This window comes from Phenylobacterium sp. (genome assembly GCF_030645195.1).
Taxonomy (GTDB): domain Bacteria; phylum Pseudomonadota; class Alphaproteobacteria; order Caulobacterales; family Caulobacteraceae; genus Phenylobacterium.
The window spans coordinates 1-16,792 of the sequence record NZ_JAUSLW010000030.1; the positions used below are offsets into that span (position 1 = coordinate 1).

Genomic DNA, 16,792 nt, shown 5'->3' on the forward strand with positions numbered 1-16,792 from the left:
CCTCGCGGGGCAGGCGCAGCAGGCGCAGACCCTTCTCCAGGTCCATGGCCGCCACCGACCAGCCCTTGGGCAGGCTGGAGCGCTTCGGCTTCTCGCCGTCGCCGAGTTGGACATAGGGGCCGAAGCGGCCGTTCTTCAGCCAGACCGCCTGCATGGTCTTGGGGTTCACCCCCAGCTCGCGGTCGGTGACTTCGGCGGCGTCGCCGTCGCCTTCCGACTGGGCGATGGGTCGGGTGAAGCGGCATTCGGGATAGTTGGAACAGCCGATGAAGGCGCCGAACTTGCCGGTCTTCAGCGACAGCCGCCCGGTGCCGCAGGTGGTGCAGAGGCGCGGATCGGAGCCGTCTTCCTTGGCCGGGAAGATGTGCGGGCCGAGGCTCTCGTTGAGTGCGTCCAGCACCTGGCTGACGCGCAGCTCGCCGATGTCGTCGGCGGCGGCGTGGAAGTCGGTCCAGAACTCGCGCAGCAGCGCCTTCCAGTCGAGCTTGCCGTCGCTGACCAGGTCGAGCTTCTCTTCCAGGCCGGCGGTGAAATCGTATTCGACGTAGCGGGCGAAGAACTGTTCCAGGAAGGCGGTGACCAGCCGTCCCTTGTCCTCGGGAATGAACCGGTTCTTGTCCATGCGGACGTATTCGCGGTCGCGCAGCACGGTGAGCACCGAGGCGTAGGTGGAGGGCCGGCCGATGCCGAGCTCCTCCATCTTCTTCACCAGGCTGGCTTCCGAATAGCGCGGCGGCGGCTCGGTGAAGTGCTGGTCGGCGCGGGCCTTGATGACCTTGGCGTCGGCGCCTTCCTTGACCATCGGCAGGCGGCCGCTCTCCTCGTCGCCCTCGTCGTCGCGGCCTTCCTCATAGACGGCGAGGTAGCCGTCGAAGAGCACCACCTGGCCGGTGGCGCGCAGGCCGGTCTTCCCGTCGGCGCTCTCCAGCTCGATGGTGGTCCGCTCGATGCGGGCGGCCTCCATCTGGGAGGCGATCATCCGCTTCCAGATCAGCTCATAGAGCCGGCCGAGGTCGCTCTCCAGGCGCAGGGAGCCGGGGTTGCGGGCCAGGCTGGTGGGGCGGATGGCCTCGTGGGCCTCCTGGGCGTTCTTGGCCTTGGTCTTGTAGATCCGGGCGGCCTCGGGGACGTACTCCTTGCCGTAGAGCCCGCCGATCACGACGCGCGCCTCGTCCAGCGCCTCGGGCGCCGACTGCACGCCGTCGGTCCGCATATAGGTGATGAGACCCACGGTCTCGCCGCCGATGTCGATGCCTTCGTACAGCTTCTGGGCGGCCTGCATGGTGCGTTGGGTGGAGAAGCCGAGCTTGCGGGCGGCCTCCTGCTGCAGGGTCGAGGTGGTGAAGGGCGGGGCAGGGGACCTGCGCGCCGGCTTCTTCTCGACGGAGGCGATCTTCAGCACCGCGCCGTCCACGGCGGCCTTGGCGGCCATGGCCGTGGCCTCGTCGCCCAGGTCGAACTTGGTCAGCCGCTTGCCGTCATGCTTGACCATGCGGGCCAGGAAGGGGTCGCTGCCGGCGGTGACGTCGGCCTCGACGGTCCAGTATTCCTGGTTCTTGAAGCGCTCGATCTCGATCTCGCGGTCCACCACCAAGCGCAGGGACACCGACTGCACCCGTCCGGCCGAACGCGAGCCCGGCAGCTTGCGCCAGAGCACCGGCGAGAGGGTGAAGCCCACCAGATAGTCCAGGGCGCGGCGGGCGAGATAGGCCTCCACCAGCTCCATGTCGATGTCACGGGGATGCTTCATCGCCTCGGTGACGGCGGACTTGGTGATGGCGTTGAACACCACCCGCTGCACCGTGGCGCCCTTGATGGCCTTCTTCTTCTGGAGCACCTCCAGGACGTGCCAGGAAATCGCCTCGCCCTCGCGGTCGGGGTCGGTGGCCAGGATGATCTTGTCGGCGGACTTGGCGAAGTCGGCGATTTCCGACAGCCGCTTGGCGGACTTGGCGTCCACGTCCCACAGCATGAGGAAATCCTCGTCGGGCTTCACCGAGCCATCCTTGGCCGGCAAGTCGCGGACGTGGCCGTACGAGGCCAGGACCTTATAGTCCGACCCGAGGTACTTGTTGATGGTTTTGGCCTTGGCCGGGCTCTCGACGACGACGAGGTTCATGCGATTTTAAGGGCGGTCCAGGGGCGAAGCGCCCGAAATTCAAGGGCCCGGAAGGTGGGGTGTGCGCCTAGCCCATGTCAACGGGCCCTGTTCATCTTCAAGCTCTACAATTGGCGGTTGACCTACAACCTTTCCGCGCGTGTTGAGTCGGAATCGGGTAATGTCCTGCTTCAAACATATGGAACAGTGGAACCCAAAGGGCTCGCCTCAGGCGACCGCGGCCTTCATCGAGGAGGTCTTGAACCAGTTGGCGGAATTGGCCGCCACCCGGGGCTACCGCTCCTTGGCCACGACCCTGATGATGGCCGCCCTCGACGCCGCTCGCGCCGCCGCCGGACCGCCGGACCCTCCCCACTAGGCCCGTGACACCATGCCGCCGGGCAGCAGTTCGGCGCGGCCGGCCAGGGCGAGCTCCATCAGGGCCGCCAGCACCAGAGGCGCCGGCGCCTTGGCGGCGCGCACGATCTCGTCGCGCGACACCGGGGTGGGGGAGAGCAGGTCGGCCACCTGTTCGCGCAGGGCGTCGGGGACCTCGGCCGGTCCGCCCGCATAGCGCTCGGGCCCCGGCTCGCGGAAGCCGCCGAACCCCTCCAAGGCCCGCAGCACATCCTCGGCCCCCTCGCAGATCGCCGCGCCCTGACGGATCAGGTCGTTGGTCCCCTTGGCCCGCGGGTCCAGGGGCGAGCCGGGCACGGCCAGGACCTCGCGGCCCTGCTCGGCGGCCAGGCGGGCGGTGATCAGCGAGCCGGAGCGGATCTCGGCCTCCACCACCACGACGGCGCGCGACAACCCGGAGATGATCCGGTTGCGGCGGGGGAAGTCCTTGGCCTGGGCGGTCTGGCGCGGCCGGCTCTCGGAGACCACGCAGCCGGCCTCGACGATGCGGGCGTGCAGGTCGCGGTGCTCGGGCGGATAGATGTCGGCGATCCCGCCGCCGAGGACGGCGATGGTCCCGGTGGGCAGCGCGCCCTCGTGGGCCGCCCCGTCCACCCCGCGCGCCATGCCAGAGACGATGATCTGTCCGGCCGCGCCCAGGTCGGCGGCGAGCCCTCGCGCGAACCTCTGTCCCGCCGCCGAGGCCACCCGCGCGCCCACCACCGCCACGCAGGAGCCCTGCAGCAGGTGGAGGTTCCCCCAGGCCCAGAGGATCGGCGGGGGCGGGTCCAGGGCCGCCAGGGGCTGGGGAAAGTCGGCCTCGCAGGAACAGATCAGCCGCGCGCCCAGGGCCGCGCCCTCCGCCAGCTCATGCTCGACCTCGTCGAGGGTGGGGACGCCCAGGGGGGATATCCGTCCCCCGCGCCGGGCGAGGTCGGGGAGGGCGGCGAGCGCCAGGGAGGCCTCGCCATAGCGGGCGATCAGTTGGTCAAAGGTGACCGGCCCGACGTTCTCGGTGCGCGCCAGCCGCAGCCAGTCGCGACGGGCGGCGTCGGTGAGCGTCCGGGTCAAGCGGCGTCCTTCCCCTTGGCCCCGATCTTCGGCTCCTGGCCCTTGAGCAGGCGGGCGATGTTGTCGGCGTGGCGGATGAAGACAAGCGCCGCCATGAACAGGCCCAGCCACGCGATGGGCAGGGGGCGGTCGAAGACGAAGACGTAGATCGGCGCGAGCGCCACGGCCACCAGGGCCGCCAGGGAGGAGAGGCGCAGCAGGAAGGCCACCGCGAGCCAGGTGACCCCCGCCGCCAGGCCCACCGGCCAGGCCGCCGCCAGCATGACGCCGAAGAAGGTCGAGACCCCCTTGCCGCCCTTGAACTTCAGCCAGACCGGGAACAGGTGCCCCAGGAAGGCGCTGGCCGCTGCGATGGAGGTCAGGACCGCCTGGGCGTCCTTGGTGTTCTCCCGCGTGGCAAGCCAGGCGATCAGCACCGCCACCGCGCCCTTGCCGCCGTCGCCGAGCAGGGTGATCAGCGCCAGGTCCTTGCGGCCGGTGCGCAGGACGTTGGTGGCCCCGATATTGCCCGACCCGATGTCGCGCACGTCGCCGGCTCCGCCGAGGCGGGTGGCGATGACGCCGAAGGGAATGGAGCCCAGCAAGTAGCCCCCGATGACGGTGGCGGCGATCAGCACGGGACTGAGTGACTCGAACATGGCGGTTCCCCCTTGAGAGGAGTCCTACCCGCCTCCAGCGGTTTCGTCATCCAGCGCCGCGCGGACGGCGGCGGCCAGGGTGACGACATCCACCGGCCCGGTGGTGTCGACCTCGATCACCCGGCCCAGGCCGACGGGGCCATCATACTCGGCCAACAGGTCGGCGGGCAGGTCGCGCAGGGTATGGATGGGGTGACGATCTCCGATCATGGACCGGGCCGAATAGCGCCGGCTCGCCTCCTGCGGCGGGCAGCGGCAATAGACCTCTACCAGCGCGCCGCCCAGACCCGTAAGCATGCGGCGCTCATAGGCGCTCTTGGGACGGAAATTGGCCTCCAGCACCACGGCGGGCGATAGGGCCGCCAGGGTCCAGATCAATTCCATGGCGGCGCTGCCCAGGGCCTTGGTCCAGACCTCCGGCTCGTCCCTCTGGCCCAGCACGTCGGCCAGCCGTTCCTTGATCACGTCCTTTGAGAGCAGGGGCAGGGCGAGCGCCTCCGCGAGGGGCCCGGCCAGGGTCGATTTCCCCGCCCCCGGGGCGCCGGAGACCATCACCACCTGGCGCAACGCTCAAACCTCGCCCGCCAGGGCCGCGGTCAGGGCCGCCAGCCGGGCCTCGTTCCGGCGATAGAAGGTCCACTGCTTGATGCGCTTGGGGGTCACCAGGCCCGCCTGGGTGAGGACCCGCATGTGTTCCGAGAGGGTCGGCTGGCTGACCCCCAGCTTCTCGGCGATCAGCACGCCGCAGACACCATCCTCCTCCAGGTCGCCGTCCACCTGCTCGCGGAAGTGGGCGCGAGGGTCCTTCAGCCAGGCCAGGATCTGCAGGCGGCGGTCGTTGCCGAGGGCCTTGAAGGCGAGTGCGTTCGTCATATCGCCAATTGGCTAAGTTGCTGCGCGGACCCTAGGCGCCGCCGCCGCTTCAGGCAACCTCAGGCTTGGTAGACGACTCGTCCATCCACCAGCGTCATGCGGATCTCGCCCTGCAGCCGACGCCCGTCGAAGGGCGAGTTCTTGGACTTCGACCGCAGCTTGTCGGCGTCGATGACGATGGGGGCGTTGAGGTCGCAGAGCACCAGGTCGGCCGGCGCGCCCTTGGCGAGCGTCCCGGCGTTCAGGCCCAGCAGTTGGGCGGGCTTGCTGGTCACCGCCCGCATCAGATCGATCAGCGGGATTCGCCCCTCGTGGTGGAAGGCCAGCAGGGCCGGCAGCAGGGTCTGCAGGCCGATGGCGCCGGGGGTGGCCTCATCATAGGGCAGGCGCTTGTCCTCGGCGGGCGCCGGCGCGTGGGCCGAGACCACGATGTCGATCAGGCCGCTGGCCAGGGCCTCGATCACCGCTTGGCGGTCGTCCTCGCCGCGCACCGGCGGGTCGAACTTCATGAAGGTGCGGTAGTCGCCGATGTCGATCTCGTTGAACGACAGGTGGTTGATGGAGGTGGTGGCCGTGACCGGCAGACCCTTGGCCTTGCCCCGCGCCAGGCTCTCCAGCGCGCAGGCTGTGGTCACCTGGTCCACCAGGAAGTTCGCCCCGGTCATCTCCACCAGGGCCAGGTCCCGCTCCAGCATGATCTTCTCGGCGAAGGTGGGGGTGCTGGGCAGGCCCATGCGCCCGGCGAACTCGCCCTCCGTCGCCGCCGCCCCGTGGCTTAGCCAGGGATCGGCCGGCCGGTGGGCCACCAGAACGCCGAAGCTCTTGGCGTAGGACAGCACCCGCCGCATGACCTTGGAGTCCACGATCGGGCGGTCGGCGTCGGTGACATAGACGCAACCGGCCTCGGCCATCAGACCGATCTCGGCCATCCGCTCGCCCCGCGCGCCCTTGGTGGCGGCGCCGGCGGGATAGACGTGGACCAGTTCGATGTCGCGGGTCCGGCGCAGGATGAAGTCCACCACCGAGGCCTCGTCGATGACCGGATCGGTGTCGGGTTGCAGCACGATGGAGGTGACCCCGCCGGCGGCCGCGGCCAGGCCCGCCGACTTGAGCGTCTCCTTGGTCTCCGAGCCGGGCTCGCCGGTCTTGACCCTCAGGTCCACCAGGCCCGGCGCCAGCATCGCGCCTCTCGCATCTATGACCTCGATGTCGGCCGACAGGGCCCCCAGGTCGCCGCCATGGGCTACGTCGGCGATCCTGCCGCCCTGCACCAGCAGGGCGCCGGGGCCGTCCCAGCCGCTGGCGGGGTCGACGATGCGGGCGTTGAGGAAGGCTGTGGGACGCGCGCTCATAGTTCCGGCCGTCCGATCCATTTCTCCGTCACCGGCGCCTTGTAGGCCGCCAGGGCGTCCAGCATCTCGCCGCTCTCCGACTTGAAGATCAGCATGTCGCGGTGGGGCGCCTTCAGGAAGGCCTCGCCCACCGCGTGGTCCACGAAGGCCCGCAGGTGGTCGAAATAGCCCATCACGTTCAGGAACCCCGCCGGCTTGGCGTGGAAGCCGAGCTGGCCCCAGGTCCAGATCTCGAAGATCTCCTCCAGGGTGCCGGCGCCGCCGGGCAGGGCGACGAAGCCGTCGGCCATCTCGGCCATCCGCGCCTTGCGCTCGTGCATGGAGGGGACGACCTCCAGCCGGGTCAGGCCCTCGTGGGCGATCTCCTTGTCCATAAGGGCCTCGGGCATCACCCCGAACACCTCGCCGCCGGCGGAGAGCGCCGCATCGGCCACGGCGCCCATCAGGCCCACCTTGGCGCCGCCATAGACCAGGGTCAGGCCCCGTCCGGCGACGGCGCTTCCCATGGCCCTGGCCGCGGCCGTATAGGCCGGGTCGCCGCCGGGGCTCGCGCCGCAGAACACGCCCACCGAGCGCATCAGACGTTGTCCAGCCGGGCGGCCAGGGAGGCCAGGACCGCCATCCGGGCGGCCACCCCCATCTCCACCTGGTCCTGGATCAGGCTGACCGACAGGTCGTCGGCCACGTCGGAGTCGATCTCGACGCCGCGGTTCATCGGGCCCGGGTGCATGACCCGCACGCCGGGGGCCGCGCAGGCCAGCTTCTCGCGATCCAGGCCGTAGAAGCGGAAATATTCGCGCTGGGAGGGGGCCATCACCCCGTCCATGCGCTCCAGCTGCAGGCGCAGCATCATGACGACGTCGCAGCCCGCGATGCCCTCGCGCATGTTGTGGAAGACCTCGACCTTCCAGCGGTCGACGGCCGCCGGCATCAGGGTCGGCGGGCCCACCAGGCGCACCTCGGCGCCCAGCATCTGCAGCAGGCTGACATTGGACCGCGCCACCCGGGAGTGCAGGACGTCGCCGCAGATGGCGACCCGCAGTCCCGCGATCCGGCCGAAGGCGCGGCGCATGGAGAGCGCGTCCAGCAGGGCCTGGGTCGGGTGTTCGTGCTGGCCGTCCCCGGCGTTGATCACCGAGCAGGTGACCTTCTGGGAGAGCAGGGAGGCCGCGCCCGAGGAGCCGTGCCGCACCACCAGCAGGTCCGGTTGCATGGCGTTCAGGGTCACGGCGGTGTCGATCAGAGTCTCGCCCTTGGAGATCGACGAAGAGCGCGGGCTCATATTGACCACGTCGGCCCCCAGCCGCTTGCCGGCCAGCTCGAAGGAACTCTGGGTCCGCGTCGAATTCTCGAAGAAGAGATTCATCAGCGTCCGGCCCTTGAGCAGGTCGAGCTTCTTGGAGGTTTGACGGTTGAGCGACACGAAGCCGTCGGCGAGGTCGAGGAGGTTGGCCACCTCCACCTCGTTCAGATCGAGCACCGATAGGAAGTGTCGCCGCGGGAACGGGAAGGTTCTTCCGAGAACCTCGTTCAGACCAGGGGGCAGGGATGTCATTAAAGGGGGGTGGTAACCGAGGCCGCGGTTGACCACAAGGGCGACCCGAAAGCGCGCACAGGTATCAGCAGCGGCGACCCCCGTTCGTCACCCTAGGCGGCGCTGCGGGTCCGGGCGGGGAAGGCGGAGATCGCCAGGAGACCCCAGGCGATCGCGAGTTCGACGATGAGCTTGGTGGTCTGGGCCACCACCAGCGCCTGATTGGCCACGCGCGCCGCGGCGTCGGGGTGCAGGATTTCGCCCACGCTGCCCAGTCCGCACATGTCCCAGGTGGCGAGGGCGAAGAAGAAGGCGCTGGCGATCCGCCAGTGCGCGCCACCGGCGTGGGCGAACGCCTCACCGGTCAGGGCGGCGCGACCGAACGCGATGGCTATCAGGAGCAGGATCAGCACGCCGACCCCGGCGAACATCGCGGTGTAGGGGCCCGGCAGGGTGGGGATCGTCCAAAGTCCGATCCAGACCAGGGCGCCCAGCGCGAACCATCGCCGGAAAGTCCGTGACCGCTCGCCGATTGCGTGAAGCGCCGCCCAGGTCACGCAGAAGGCGCCGAGATGGAAGGAGAGCATCCAAACGATGGTCTTGCTCGCACCCCAAATCAGCGCCAGGTCCAGCCCCGCCCTATCGGCGCTCGAATGACCATGGGCCAGGAAACGATGATAGCCGGGCAGCACCAGCCAGTTGCCAAGGGCGGCGTAGGCCAGAAGGATCAGGCCGGCGGCCAGCCAGACGGACTTGGGCCGGGCGCGGCCTCCAGCGGCGGCGAGGGTCATGAGCGTGTTTCCTCCTTGGTTTCAGCAAGGCGCGCCGAGGCCAGACCGTCCTCGACCTTGCCGAGGATACGGACCGCCAGGCGGCGCTCGTCGGGAGACAGCGGGGCCGTCAATTCGGCCATGCGTTTGAAGATGTCGGGAACCACGACGTCGATCAGCGCCTCGCCCTTGCGGGTCAGGGCGATGGACTTGCGGCGGCGGTCTGTCCCCTCTGCCGCATAGGTCACGAGGCCGTCCCGCATCAGCCCGTCGATCAGCCCGGTGACCGTTGCGCGGGTCACGCCCACGCGATCGGCGATCTCGGATGGCGCCATGGACGGCCGCTGGACGTCCAGGGCGATCAGCGCCGCGTATCGGCTGGGCGAGAGGCCGTGAGCGCTGAAAGCCTCGCCGAACGCGCCAAGCATGCGTTTTGCGACGCGCAGGAAGTCCTGGGCGGCCACCAGCGCCTCGGGGTCGATGTGGCCCAGCGCCTCGCGCCGGCGGCTGAGGACCTCCAAGGCTGGCGTGTCGCGAAGAGTGAGATCTGGGACCACCGGTTGCGCCTCAGAAGTAATTAGGCACCTAATAGTACGGAGGCATATCATCTTGTCAACGCGGAGCTTGATGGCAAGATATCGCCGCAAGGGCCAAATGTGAGGGGGGTGATCAGGTCTCCAATCACCGTGGCCGCGCCCGCTCTGCCACGGGTGGATTGCGGTCGCACGTGGCCCTACGCCCGATCTAAGACCCCGCCCGTTCCGGCCTTTCCCATGTTCCCGGGGCAGCATTTCTGGTTCTGGGGCTATGCGTTCAGCAAAAAGGCCTGGCAGGCGGAGGGGCGCTATCAGCGCGGCCTGCTCCTGTTGTTCCGGATCGCGCTTCTGGTCGACTGTTGCGCGGTCACGTTGGTCTTCGCGGTCGAAGTGGCGGCGCAGTTGCACGGTGCGACGTAGGTCGGGCATGGTTGGCGACGGCCGCGATGGGCAGGGGCCGTCCTTCACGGTAGTCCGCTCAGGTCGAATGCAGCCGTGGTCCCCCGCCCCCTAAGCCAGCCCCCGCAGCCGCTCCAGCGCCCCCTGCAGGATCCAGCCGGCGGCCATCTTGTCCACCACCTCGGCGCGGCGGGCGCGATTGATGTCGGCCTCGTCGATCAGGAAGCGGTTGATGGCCATGGAGCTCATCCGCTCGTCCCAGAAGGCGATCACCAGCTCGGGGCGCAGGCGCAGCAGGTTGCGGGCGAAGGCGCGGCTGGACTGGGCGCGGGGCCCTTCCGTGCCGTCCATGTTCACCGGCAGGCCGATGACGATCCCGGCGACCTCGCGGCCGTCCATCAGCTTGAACAACGCCTTGGCGTCGTCGGTGAACTTGGTCTTGCGGATCAGCTCCAGGGGGCTGGCCACCATCCGCGTCGGGTCCGACACCGCCACCCCGATGGTCTTCTCCCCGAGGTCGAGCCCCACCAGGGCGCCGTAGCGTGGCAGCAGGGCTGGGAGTTCGGTGAGATCGACGACGGCCATGGGGCTACATAACGGGTGGGGAAGGGCGCGGCGACCGGGAGTTTCGCGACGGATCGCTTGTCAAAGGCGGGGCCGCACGGCTAACCCCTGGCTCGAAACATCAGGAGGCCCTCATGGCCATCGACGCGGCGACCGTCAGCAAGGTCGCCAGACTTGCCCGCATCGCCGAGCCGCCGGAACGGCTGGAGCCGCTCGCCCGCGAGCTCAGCGGCATCCTGGCCTGGATCGAGCAGCTGTCCGAGGTGGACACCGACGGCGTGGAGCCCATGACCTCGGCCGTGGCCGTGGCCGCCCCCATGCGCGAAGACGTGGTCACCGAGGGCGGCGACGTCACCAAGATCCTCGCCAACGCCCCCAAGACCAAGGACGGCTTCTTCGTCGTGCCCAAGGTGGTCGAGTAAACCCATGTCCCAACTGACCTCGCTCACCCTCAAGGCGGCGCTGGCCGGCCTCGCCGACAAGTCCTTCTCCTCGGAGGAGCTGACCCAGGCCCATGTCGACGCGGTCGCCGCGGCCAAGCCCCTCAACGCCTTCGTCCTGGAGACCCCGGAAAAGGCCCTCGACATGGCCCGCGCCGCCGACGCCCGCCGGGCCAGGGGCGAGGCCGGGGCCCTGGAAGGCGCGCCGCTCGGCATCAAGGACCTGTTCTGCACCGAAGGCGTCCGCTCGACGGCCTGCTCCAACATCCTGGGCAATTTCGTGCCCACCTACGAATCCACCGTCACCGCCAATCTGTGGCGCGACGGGGCGGTGATGTTGGGCAAGCTCAACATGGATGAGTTCGCCATGGGCTCCTCCAACGAATCCAGCGCGTTCGGGCCGGTGGTTAATCCTTGGCGGGCCGAGGGTCAGAACGCCAAGCTGACGCCGGGCGGCTCGTCGGGGGGCTCGGCCACCGCGGTGGCCGCCGACCTCTGCCTGGGCGCCACGGCCACCGACACCGGCGGCTCGATCCGCCAGCCGGCGGCCTTCACCGGCACCGTCGGCATCAAGCCGACCTACGGCCGCTGCTCGCGCTGGGGGGTGGTGGCCTTCGCCTCATCCCTCGACCAGGCCGGCCCCATCGCCAAGACGGTGGAGGACGCGGCCATCCTGCTGAAGTCGATGTCGGGCCACGACGCCAAGGACTCCACCAGCCTGGACATCGAGGTCCCCGATTTCCCGAGCTTCGTGGGCAAGTCGGTGAAGGGCCTGCGGATCGGCATCCCGAAGGAATACCGGGTCGACGGCATGCCCGCCGAGATCGACGAACTCTGGGAAAAGGGCATCGCCTGGCTGAAGGACGCCGGCTGCGAGATCGTCGAGGTCAGCCTGCCGCACACCAAGTACGCCCTGCCGGCCTACTACATCGTCGCCCCGGCCGAGGCCTCCTCGAACCTCGCCCGCTATGACGGCATGCGCTACGGCCTGCGCGTCGAGGGCGCCAACCTCACCGAGACCTATGTGAACACGCGGGCCGCTGGGTTCGGGACCGAGGTCAAGCGCCGCATCCTGATCGGCACCTACGTGCTCTCGGCCGGCTATTACGACGCCTATTACGTCAAGGCGCTCAAGGTGCGCCGCCGCATCGCCGACGACTTCGACCAGGCCTTCCAGAAGGTCGACGCCCTGCTGACCCCCACAGCCCCCTCGGCGGCCTTCGGGCTCGGCGAGAACGCCGACGATCCGGTGGCCATGTACCTGAACGACATCTTCACGGTGACGGTGAACCTGGCGGGCCTGCCCGGCATGAGCATCCCCGCCGGCGTCGATCACAAGGGCCTGCCCCTCGGCCTGCAGCTGATCGGCAAGGCCCTGGACGAGGGGACCCTGTTCTCCCTCGGCGGCGCCCTTGAAAAGGCCGCCGATTTCCGCGCCAAGCCCGCCCGCTGGTGGTGACAATGAAAAGGCCCCCGCCGTCGCCGGCGGGGGCCTTCTGTATTCGACTTCCAGGCGATCCTACTTCGACAGCTTGTCCAGGTCGGCCTGGACGGCGACCAGCATGTCGTCGGTCAGGGCGCCTTGCGACATCGGCTGGACCTGCTTCAGGCTCATCGACTTGAACTGGTCATAGGCCTCATGGCTGGTCAGGCCGGGAATGTCCTTGTCGAGGACGGCCTTGGCCGCCGGATTGGACGCCAGGGTTTCGATCGGGGTCGTTTCGACCGAGAGCGGCCCCGAGGCGGCGGGCGCCTGGGCCAGGGCCGGGGCGGCGGCCATCAGGCCGAACGAGAGCGACAGGCCAACGAGGCCGGCGGCGAGTGATGTCTTCATGGTGTTTCCCTTCCCCGAGGGGGTGTTTTTGCGCCGCCAGCAAAGCTGCAAAATCGCCGACCGCGCAAGGTGCTTTCGTTGGCGCGCGGCCCGGTTTAGGAAGGCGGCATGACTGATACCTCCAAAGTGATCGAGGGCCGCACCGGTCCGTGGGAAATGGTCCTGGGGCTTGAGATCCACGCCCAGGTGGCCTCCAAGGCCAAGCTGTTCTCCGGGGCGGCCGTGGGCTTTGGCGGCGGACCCAACGAGCAGGTCAGCCTGGTGGACGCCGCCATGCCCGGCATGCTGCCGGTGATCAATCGCTTCTGCGTCGAGCAGGCGGTCCGCACGGGCCTTGGTCTCAAGGCCCAGATCAACCTGCGCTCCACCTTCGACCGCAAGAACTACTTCTATCCCGACCTGCCCCAGGGCTATCAGATCAGCCAGTTCAAGGATCCCGTGGTGGGCGAGGGCGAGGTCATCGTCGAGCATGACGACGGCTCCACCTTCACCGTGCGCATCGAGCGCCTGCACCTGGAGCAGGACGCCGGCAAGTCGCTGCACGACCAGGACCCCAACGCCACCTATGTCGACCTGAACCGCGCCGGCACCGCGCTCATGGAGATCGTCTCCAAGCCCGACATGCGCTCGGCCGCCGAGGCCGCGGCCTATGTGAAGAAGGTCCGCACCATCCTGGTCTATCTGGGCACCTGCGACGGCGACATGGAGAAGGGCAATCTGCGCGCTGACGTGAACGTCTCGGTTTGCCGCCCCGGCGATTACGAGAAGTTCCGCGAGACCGGCAGCTTCAGCCACCTTGGCACGCGCTGCGAGATCAAGAACGTCAATTCCTACCGCTACATCCAGCAAGCCATCGAGTACGAGGCGCGGCGCCAGATCGAGATCCTTGAGGACGGCGGCAAGATCATCCAGGAGACCCGGCTGTTCGATCCCAACAAGATCGAGACCCGCTCCATGCGTTCGAAGGAAGAGGCGCACGACTACCGCTACTTCCCCGATCCCGACCTGCTGCCCCTGATCCTCGATCCGGCCTGGGTGAAGAAGATTCAGGACTCGCTGCCCGAACTGCCCGACGCCAAGAAGGCCCGGCTGCAGTCGCAGTACGGCCTGTCGGCCTATGACGCCGGCGTCCTGATCACCGAGCAGGCTCGCGCCGACTTCTTCGAGGAGGCCGCCAAGGGCCGCGACGCCAAGCTGACCTCCAACTGGGTGACCAACGAACTGGCCGCCCGGCTCACGGCCGCCGGCCAGGACATCGGCGACAGCCCGCTGAAGCCCGCCGACATCGCCGAACTGGTGACCCTGATCGAGGAGGGCGTCATCTCCTCTAAGATCGCCAAGGATGTCTTCGACCGCATGTGGGCCGGGGAGGGCGGGGCGCGCGCCATCGTCGAGAAGCAGGGCCTGCAACAGGTCTCCGACACCGGCGCCCTGGAGGCCATGATCGACAAGCTGATCGCCGCCAATCCGGGCCAGGCGGCCGCGGTGAAGGACAAGCCCCAGGCCATCGGCTGGTTCGTCGGTCAGCTGATGAAGGAGACCGGCGGCAAGGCCAATCCTGGGACCGTCAATCAACTGCTGAAGGCGAAACTTGGCATCGGCTGACGCCGCTGTGGCGCACCCATGAAAAGGGCCCCGGAGTGTGAACTCCGGGGCCCTTCGAGTCAGGCCTGAGCCTCAGTTGTTGCTGATGACCTCGAAGATGATCCCGGTGGCGATGGCCGCCAGGACATAGTCGTTGCCGGTTCGATACCAGGCATAGCCGCGCGGCGGTTGGCGCAGGCGGTAGCGCCCGTAGTCATAGACCGGATAGCCCCGGTAGTAGGCCGGCAAGGCCGCGCCGCGGCGCCACTGGGTGTAGCCGGGGCGATAGTAGGGGTTGCCGTAATAGGCGGCCGGCGGCGGGCCGTAGTTCCAGCGGCTTCCCGCGTAGTAGCCGTTATAGCGGCCCCGATCCCAGTCGCGGCGGTCGTGACGATAGTCCCGGCGGTCATACCGGTCTTCGTAGCGATCGCGATGATAGGACTGCGCCTGGGCGGCGGTGGCCATGGGGCCGGCGACGGCCGCGATGGCGGCCAGGCTCAAGATCAGACGCTTCATGCCCACGTCTCCTTCACCACGCCCTGACGGGCGGACATCCCTCGTGCGTCACGGTGGCGCCGGCAGGCTGAACCGCGCCTGAACGCCAAGCTGGAAGGGAACGGGGAGGTCGGAGAGCAGCTCCGCGGGCGGCCCGCCCGATCGGCGAGGGGCCGCCCGCGGAGCCAGGCCGGCGTCAGGGGAAGGTGACGATCCGGAGGACCTCGCCGGTGGAGGTGCTGGCCAGGATGTATTCGTTGCCGACCCGGTACCAGGCGTAGCCGCGCTTGCGAGCCAGGCGGTTGTCGGTGACCATGTAGCCGCGGAAGTAGGGCGGCAGCAGCAGACCGGGGCGCCAGACGCTGCGGCCGGGCTCGTACTGCTCGAAATAACCCATGTTGTTCTGACCGGCCGCGGGCGGCGCATAGTAGCTGGCGCCGGCCGGCGGCGGCGGGCCGTAGGCTTGGCGGTTGTCCTGATAGCCGCCGCCCCGGCGCTCCTCATACGAATAGTAATGGTCCTGGCGCGCGCCATAGTCGTAGCAATCGCAGCGTTCCTCGCGCCGTTGGCTGGAATAGCCCGCGTGGGGATCCCAGGACTGCGCCTGGGCGCCGGTGGCGGACAGGGCGAAACCGCCACAAATCGCCGCCAGGGCGGTCATGCTCAGGATGGTGCTCTTCACTCAGGTCTCTCCAGCCGCCAGGTCGACTCTCTTCGACCGCAGCCAAGAGATGTGTCTCAAGACCTACTCAATCCAAGCTTGGCCGTCTGCCACCCTCGCGCGTGACGGGAGCGGCTGGTCGCCCTTGGCGTTAACGGGTGTGGCGGGAAGGGGGAACCCATTTTGGGTTTACATTCGGCGTGGAGATTTCCGGGCAGTAACGCCGGCGAATGCTGTTTCCACCTGCGGCTGAACACCGCAGTCCTTGAGTTTAACCATATGTTCAGTGGCTATCGACTTCTCTGATCCCACGATGGTCGGTGATGCGCCCCAGAACGGGGCCTGCCGGCCAGAAGAGGGAACGAAAATCATGCTTACGAGCGTGGAATCGGAGGGCGGCCTTCCGCTGCCAGGCGCCGATGCCTCCGGGGACGAACTGTTCCGCATGGGTCTGCTGTACTCGACGGGGCAGGGCGGCGCGCCGCTGGACTATGTCTCGGCTCACATGCTGTTCAACCTGGCCGCCATGCGCGGCTCGATGGAAGCCAAGATCTACCGCAAGGAACTCAGCCAGGAGATGGCCTCCGACGAGGTGGCCGAGGCCCAGCGCCAGGCGCGCGAATGGCTCGCCCACGGCTGAGGCGTCGATGCGATGCTGGCGACCGCCAGCATCGGGCTTGGGCTACTGACCGACTTGGGCGCCCAGGGCGTAGCTGAATCCGAACTGGATCGGCGACAGGTCGCGGAAGTACTGCTGAACGAACAGGGCCGCGTTGGCCACGCCGCTGCGCGGCACATAGACGATGTCGAACCGGCGCAGGGGCACGAGGTCCGCGGCCGGATTCTTCAGGCCCTTCCCCAATTTCACCGTCCGCATCATGCCGCGCCCGTCCGGGCCGCGCCGCAAGATGATGACCTTGTCACGGTCGGCGCTTGGCTTGAAGTCGCCGGCCTGGATGACGGCGCGCAGGGCGTCGGTGTCGCCCACCATGTCGTAGATGCCGGGATTGCCCACCTCGCCGCCCACGAACACCTTCAGCGGCGCGGCTTTCGGGGTCACGTCGACCGCCGGCCGCAGCAACTGGCTGGCATAGGCCTCCGACAGCGCGCCCTGCAGCTCAGGTCCCGTTCGGTCGGCCGCCATCACCCCGCCGATCAGGGGCAGGGAGATGCGGCCGTCGGGCTGCACCGTCACCGTCTTGTTGAGTTCCGGCGCCGAGGGCAGGCTGACCTCGATCTCGTCGCCCGGATAGAACCGATAGGGCGGCTCGTAGTCGCTCCAGGTCGCATAGGGAATGTCGCCGAAAGTCCCCTGACCCTCGCGCTGCGCCCTCGCGCCGCGGGGCTCTGGCTCGTCGATGCGGCCCAGCAGATCCATCCGCGGCAGGCGCGGCAGGTGAGGGGCGCAGCCGCTGGCCACGAGGCTCGCACAGGCCAGCAGGACGGACGCGAATTTCAGGCTGGGACGCATGACCGCAAACCTTAACGAGAATGGGTAATGGAACGTTAATCGTCCCCCGCCACGTTCCCTCCGTAGGGCTAGAACA

21 protein-coding genes are annotated in these 16,792 nt (G+C 68.5%); 6 read left to right on the plus strand and 15 right to left on the minus strand.

Annotated elements, in window-relative coordinates:
- Window positions 1-2,119: type I DNA topoisomerase (gene topA, locus Q7T09_RS02550; protein WP_304697399.1), on the minus strand; the 2,119-nt coding region annotated here is incomplete at its 3' end.
- 160 nt (window positions 2,120-2,279) lie between these two features.
- On the opposite strand from topA, the gene Q7T09_RS02555 reads away from it, so the two are divergent.
- On the plus strand, window positions 2,280-2,477 hold the full coding sequence (locus Q7T09_RS02555; protein ID WP_304697400.1) for a hypothetical protein: 198 nt from the start codon (window positions 2,280-2,282) through the stop codon (window positions 2,475-2,477).
- On the opposite strand, the gene dprA is transcribed toward Q7T09_RS02555, so the two are convergent.
- The 9 genes from dprA to Q7T09_RS02600 all read right to left on the minus strand — a co-directional run bounded on the left by dprA (window position 2,474) and on the right by Q7T09_RS02600 (window position 9,253).
- Window positions 2,474-3,565 carry a DNA-processing protein DprA gene (gene dprA, locus Q7T09_RS02560; RefSeq protein WP_304697401.1) on the minus strand — a complete coding sequence of 364 codons (1,092 nt, stop codon included), beginning with the start codon at window positions 3,563-3,565 and terminating at the stop codon, window positions 2,474-2,476. The two genes, Q7T09_RS02555 and dprA, sit on opposite strands and share 4 nt — an antisense overlap.
- Window positions 3,562-4,203 carry a glycerol-3-phosphate 1-O-acyltransferase PlsY gene (plsY, locus tag Q7T09_RS02565; protein ID WP_304697402.1) on the minus strand — a complete coding sequence of 214 codons (642 nt, stop codon included), beginning with the start codon at window positions 4,201-4,203 and terminating at the stop codon, window positions 3,562-3,564. The genes dprA and plsY overlap by 4 nt, the downstream gene beginning before the upstream one ends.
- A 24-nt stretch (window positions 4,204-4,227) precedes the next feature.
- Entirely contained in the window at window positions 4,228-4,761 is a 534-nt protein-coding gene (locus tag Q7T09_RS02570) for an AAA family ATPase (protein WP_304697466.1), read from the minus strand.
- Between the two features lie 12 nt (window positions 4,762-4,773).
- On the minus strand, window positions 4,774-5,076 hold the full coding sequence (locus Q7T09_RS02575) for a helix-turn-helix transcriptional regulator (protein ID WP_304697403.1): 303 nt from the start codon (window positions 5,074-5,076) through the stop codon (window positions 4,774-4,776).
- Window positions 5,077-5,135: 59 nt separating this feature from the next.
- On the minus strand, window positions 5,136-6,428 hold the full coding sequence (pyrC, locus tag Q7T09_RS02580) for a dihydroorotase (RefSeq protein ID WP_304697404.1): 1,293 nt from the start codon (window positions 6,426-6,428) through the stop codon (window positions 5,136-5,138).
- Window positions 6,425-7,006: a TIGR00730 family Rossman fold protein gene (locus Q7T09_RS02585; protein WP_304697405.1), complete on the minus strand. Its 582-nt coding sequence runs from the start codon at window positions 7,004-7,006 to the stop codon at window positions 6,425-6,427. The genes pyrC and Q7T09_RS02585 overlap by 4 nt, the downstream gene beginning before the upstream one ends.
- On the minus strand, window positions 7,006-7,983 hold the full coding sequence (locus tag Q7T09_RS02590; protein WP_304697406.1) for an aspartate carbamoyltransferase catalytic subunit: 978 nt from the start codon (window positions 7,981-7,983) through the stop codon (window positions 7,006-7,008). The genes Q7T09_RS02585 and Q7T09_RS02590 overlap by 1 nt, the downstream gene beginning before the upstream one ends.
- A gap of 92 nt (window positions 7,984-8,075) precedes the next feature.
- The gene (locus Q7T09_RS02595) at window positions 8,076-8,753 is read right to left on the minus strand and encodes a hypothetical protein (RefSeq protein ID WP_304697407.1); all 678 of its coding nucleotides are present in this window, start codon (window positions 8,751-8,753) and stop codon (window positions 8,076-8,078) included.
- On the minus strand, window positions 8,750-9,253 hold the full coding sequence (locus tag Q7T09_RS02600; RefSeq protein ID WP_304697408.1) for a MarR family winged helix-turn-helix transcriptional regulator: 504 nt from the start codon (window positions 9,251-9,253) through the stop codon (window positions 8,750-8,752). Before Q7T09_RS02600 ends, Q7T09_RS02595 begins: the two co-directional genes overlap by 4 nt.
- Before the next feature lie 252 nt (window positions 9,254-9,505).
- On the opposite strand from Q7T09_RS02600, the gene Q7T09_RS02605 reads away from it, so the two are divergent.
- Entirely contained in the window at window positions 9,506-9,688 is a 183-nt protein-coding gene (locus Q7T09_RS02605; protein WP_304697409.1) for a hypothetical protein, read from the plus strand.
- Between the two features lie 90 nt (window positions 9,689-9,778).
- Here Q7T09_RS02605 and ruvX read toward each other — a convergent pair whose 3' ends face one another.
- On the minus strand, window positions 9,779-10,252 hold the full coding sequence (gene ruvX, locus Q7T09_RS02610) for a Holliday junction resolvase RuvX (protein ID WP_304697410.1): 474 nt from the start codon (window positions 10,250-10,252) through the stop codon (window positions 9,779-9,781).
- 113 nt (window positions 10,253-10,365) lie between these two features.
- Between ruvX and gatC the strand changes: the two genes are divergently transcribed.
- Together gatC and gatA are read left to right on the plus strand one after the other, a co-directional pair.
- Window positions 10,366-10,653, plus strand: a complete 288-nt coding sequence (gene gatC / locus Q7T09_RS02615) for an Asp-tRNA(Asn)/Glu-tRNA(Gln) amidotransferase subunit GatC (protein ID WP_304697411.1) — start codon at window positions 10,366-10,368, stop codon at window positions 10,651-10,653.
- A 4-nt stretch (window positions 10,654-10,657) separates the two neighbouring features.
- A complete protein-coding gene (gene gatA, locus Q7T09_RS02620) occupies window positions 10,658-12,130 on the plus strand; it encodes an Asp-tRNA(Asn)/Glu-tRNA(Gln) amidotransferase subunit GatA (protein WP_304697412.1) in 1,473 nt (490 codons plus the stop codon).
- A 60-nt stretch (window positions 12,131-12,190) separates the two neighbouring features.
- Here gatA and Q7T09_RS02625 read toward each other — a convergent pair whose 3' ends face one another.
- A complete protein-coding gene (locus Q7T09_RS02625) occupies window positions 12,191-12,505 on the minus strand; it encodes a hypothetical protein (RefSeq protein ID WP_304697413.1) in 315 nt (104 codons plus the stop codon).
- A 108-nt stretch (window positions 12,506-12,613) separates the two neighbouring features.
- Between Q7T09_RS02625 and gatB the strand changes: the two genes are divergently transcribed.
- Window positions 12,614-14,110: an Asp-tRNA(Asn)/Glu-tRNA(Gln) amidotransferase subunit GatB gene (gatB, locus tag Q7T09_RS02630; RefSeq protein WP_304697414.1), complete on the plus strand. Its 1,497-nt coding sequence runs from the start codon at window positions 12,614-12,616 to the stop codon at window positions 14,108-14,110.
- Between the two features lie 72 nt (window positions 14,111-14,182).
- Here gatB and Q7T09_RS02635 read toward each other — a convergent pair whose 3' ends face one another.
- Window positions 14,183-14,605: an RcnB family protein gene (locus Q7T09_RS02635; RefSeq protein WP_304697415.1), complete on the minus strand. Its 423-nt coding sequence runs from the start codon at window positions 14,603-14,605 to the stop codon at window positions 14,183-14,185.
- 175 nt (window positions 14,606-14,780) lie between these two features.
- On the minus strand, window positions 14,781-15,266 hold the full coding sequence (locus Q7T09_RS02640) for a hypothetical protein (protein WP_304697416.1): 486 nt from the start codon (window positions 15,264-15,266) through the stop codon (window positions 14,781-14,783).
- 349 nt (window positions 15,267-15,615) lie between these two features.
- Here Q7T09_RS02640 and Q7T09_RS02645 point away from each other — a divergent pair, with 349 nt between their 5' ends.
- Window positions 15,616-15,885 (plus strand): sel1 repeat family protein, encoded by a 270-nt coding sequence (locus tag Q7T09_RS02645; protein WP_304697417.1) that lies wholly within the window; start codon window positions 15,616-15,618, stop codon window positions 15,883-15,885.
- Window positions 15,886-15,927: 42 nt separating this feature from the next.
- On the opposite strand, the gene Q7T09_RS02650 is transcribed toward Q7T09_RS02645, so the two are convergent.
- Window positions 15,928-16,623: a polysaccharide biosynthesis/export family protein gene (locus Q7T09_RS02650; protein WP_370689193.1), complete on the minus strand. Its 696-nt coding sequence runs from the start codon at window positions 16,621-16,623 to the stop codon at window positions 15,928-15,930.
- Window positions 16,624-16,792: the final 169 nt, after the last annotated feature.

What these genes read in the sequence shown, in the direction of transcription:
- Q7T09_RS02555 (WP_304697400.1), top strand. Translation starts at nt 2,280, where the DNA reads ATGTCCTGCTTCAAACATATGGAACAGTGGAACCCAAAGGGCTCGCCT.
- plsY (WP_304697402.1), bottom strand. Translation starts at nt 4,203, where the DNA reads ATGTTCGAGTCACTCAGTCCCGTGCTGATCGCCGCCACCGTCATCGGG.
- Q7T09_RS02575 (WP_304697403.1), bottom strand. Translation starts at nt 5,076, where the DNA reads ATGACGAACGCACTCGCCTTCAAGGCCCTCGGCAACGACCGCCGCCTG.
- pyrC (WP_304697404.1), bottom strand. Translation starts at nt 6,428, where the DNA reads ATGAGCGCGCGTCCCACAGCCTTCCTCAACGCCCGCATCGTCGACCCC.
- Q7T09_RS02585 (WP_304697405.1), bottom strand. Translation starts at nt 7,006, where the DNA reads ATGCGCTCGGTGGGCGTGTTCTGCGGCGCGAGCCCCGGCGGCGACCCG.
- Q7T09_RS02590 (WP_304697406.1), bottom strand. Translation starts at nt 7,983, where the DNA reads ATGACATCCCTGCCCCCTGGTCTGAACGAGGTTCTCGGAAGAACCTTC.
- Q7T09_RS02595 (WP_304697407.1), bottom strand. Translation starts at nt 8,753, where the DNA reads ATGACCCTCGCCGCCGCTGGAGGCCGCGCCCGGCCCAAGTCCGTCTGG.
- Q7T09_RS02605 (WP_304697409.1), top strand. Translation starts at nt 9,506, where the DNA reads ATGTTCCCGGGGCAGCATTTCTGGTTCTGGGGCTATGCGTTCAGCAAA.
- ruvX (WP_304697410.1), bottom strand. Translation starts at nt 10,252, where the DNA reads ATGGCCGTCGTCGATCTCACCGAACTCCCAGCCCTGCTGCCACGCTAC.
- gatC (WP_304697411.1), top strand. Translation starts at nt 10,366, where the DNA reads ATGGCCATCGACGCGGCGACCGTCAGCAAGGTCGCCAGACTTGCCCGC.
- gatA (WP_304697412.1), top strand. Translation starts at nt 10,658, where the DNA reads ATGTCCCAACTGACCTCGCTCACCCTCAAGGCGGCGCTGGCCGGCCTC.
- Q7T09_RS02625 (WP_304697413.1), bottom strand. Translation starts at nt 12,505, where the DNA reads ATGAAGACATCACTCGCCGCCGGCCTCGTTGGCCTGTCGCTCTCGTTC.
- gatB (WP_304697414.1), top strand. Translation starts at nt 12,614, where the DNA reads ATGACTGATACCTCCAAAGTGATCGAGGGCCGCACCGGTCCGTGGGAA.
- Q7T09_RS02635 (WP_304697415.1), bottom strand. Translation starts at nt 14,605, where the DNA reads ATGAAGCGTCTGATCTTGAGCCTGGCCGCCATCGCGGCCGTCGCCGGC.
- Q7T09_RS02645 (WP_304697417.1), top strand. Translation starts at nt 15,616, where the DNA reads ATGCTTACGAGCGTGGAATCGGAGGGCGGCCTTCCGCTGCCAGGCGCC.
- Q7T09_RS02650 (WP_370689193.1), bottom strand. Translation starts at nt 16,623, where the DNA reads ATGGATCTGCTGGGCCGCATCGACGAGCCAGAGCCCCGCGGCGCGAGG.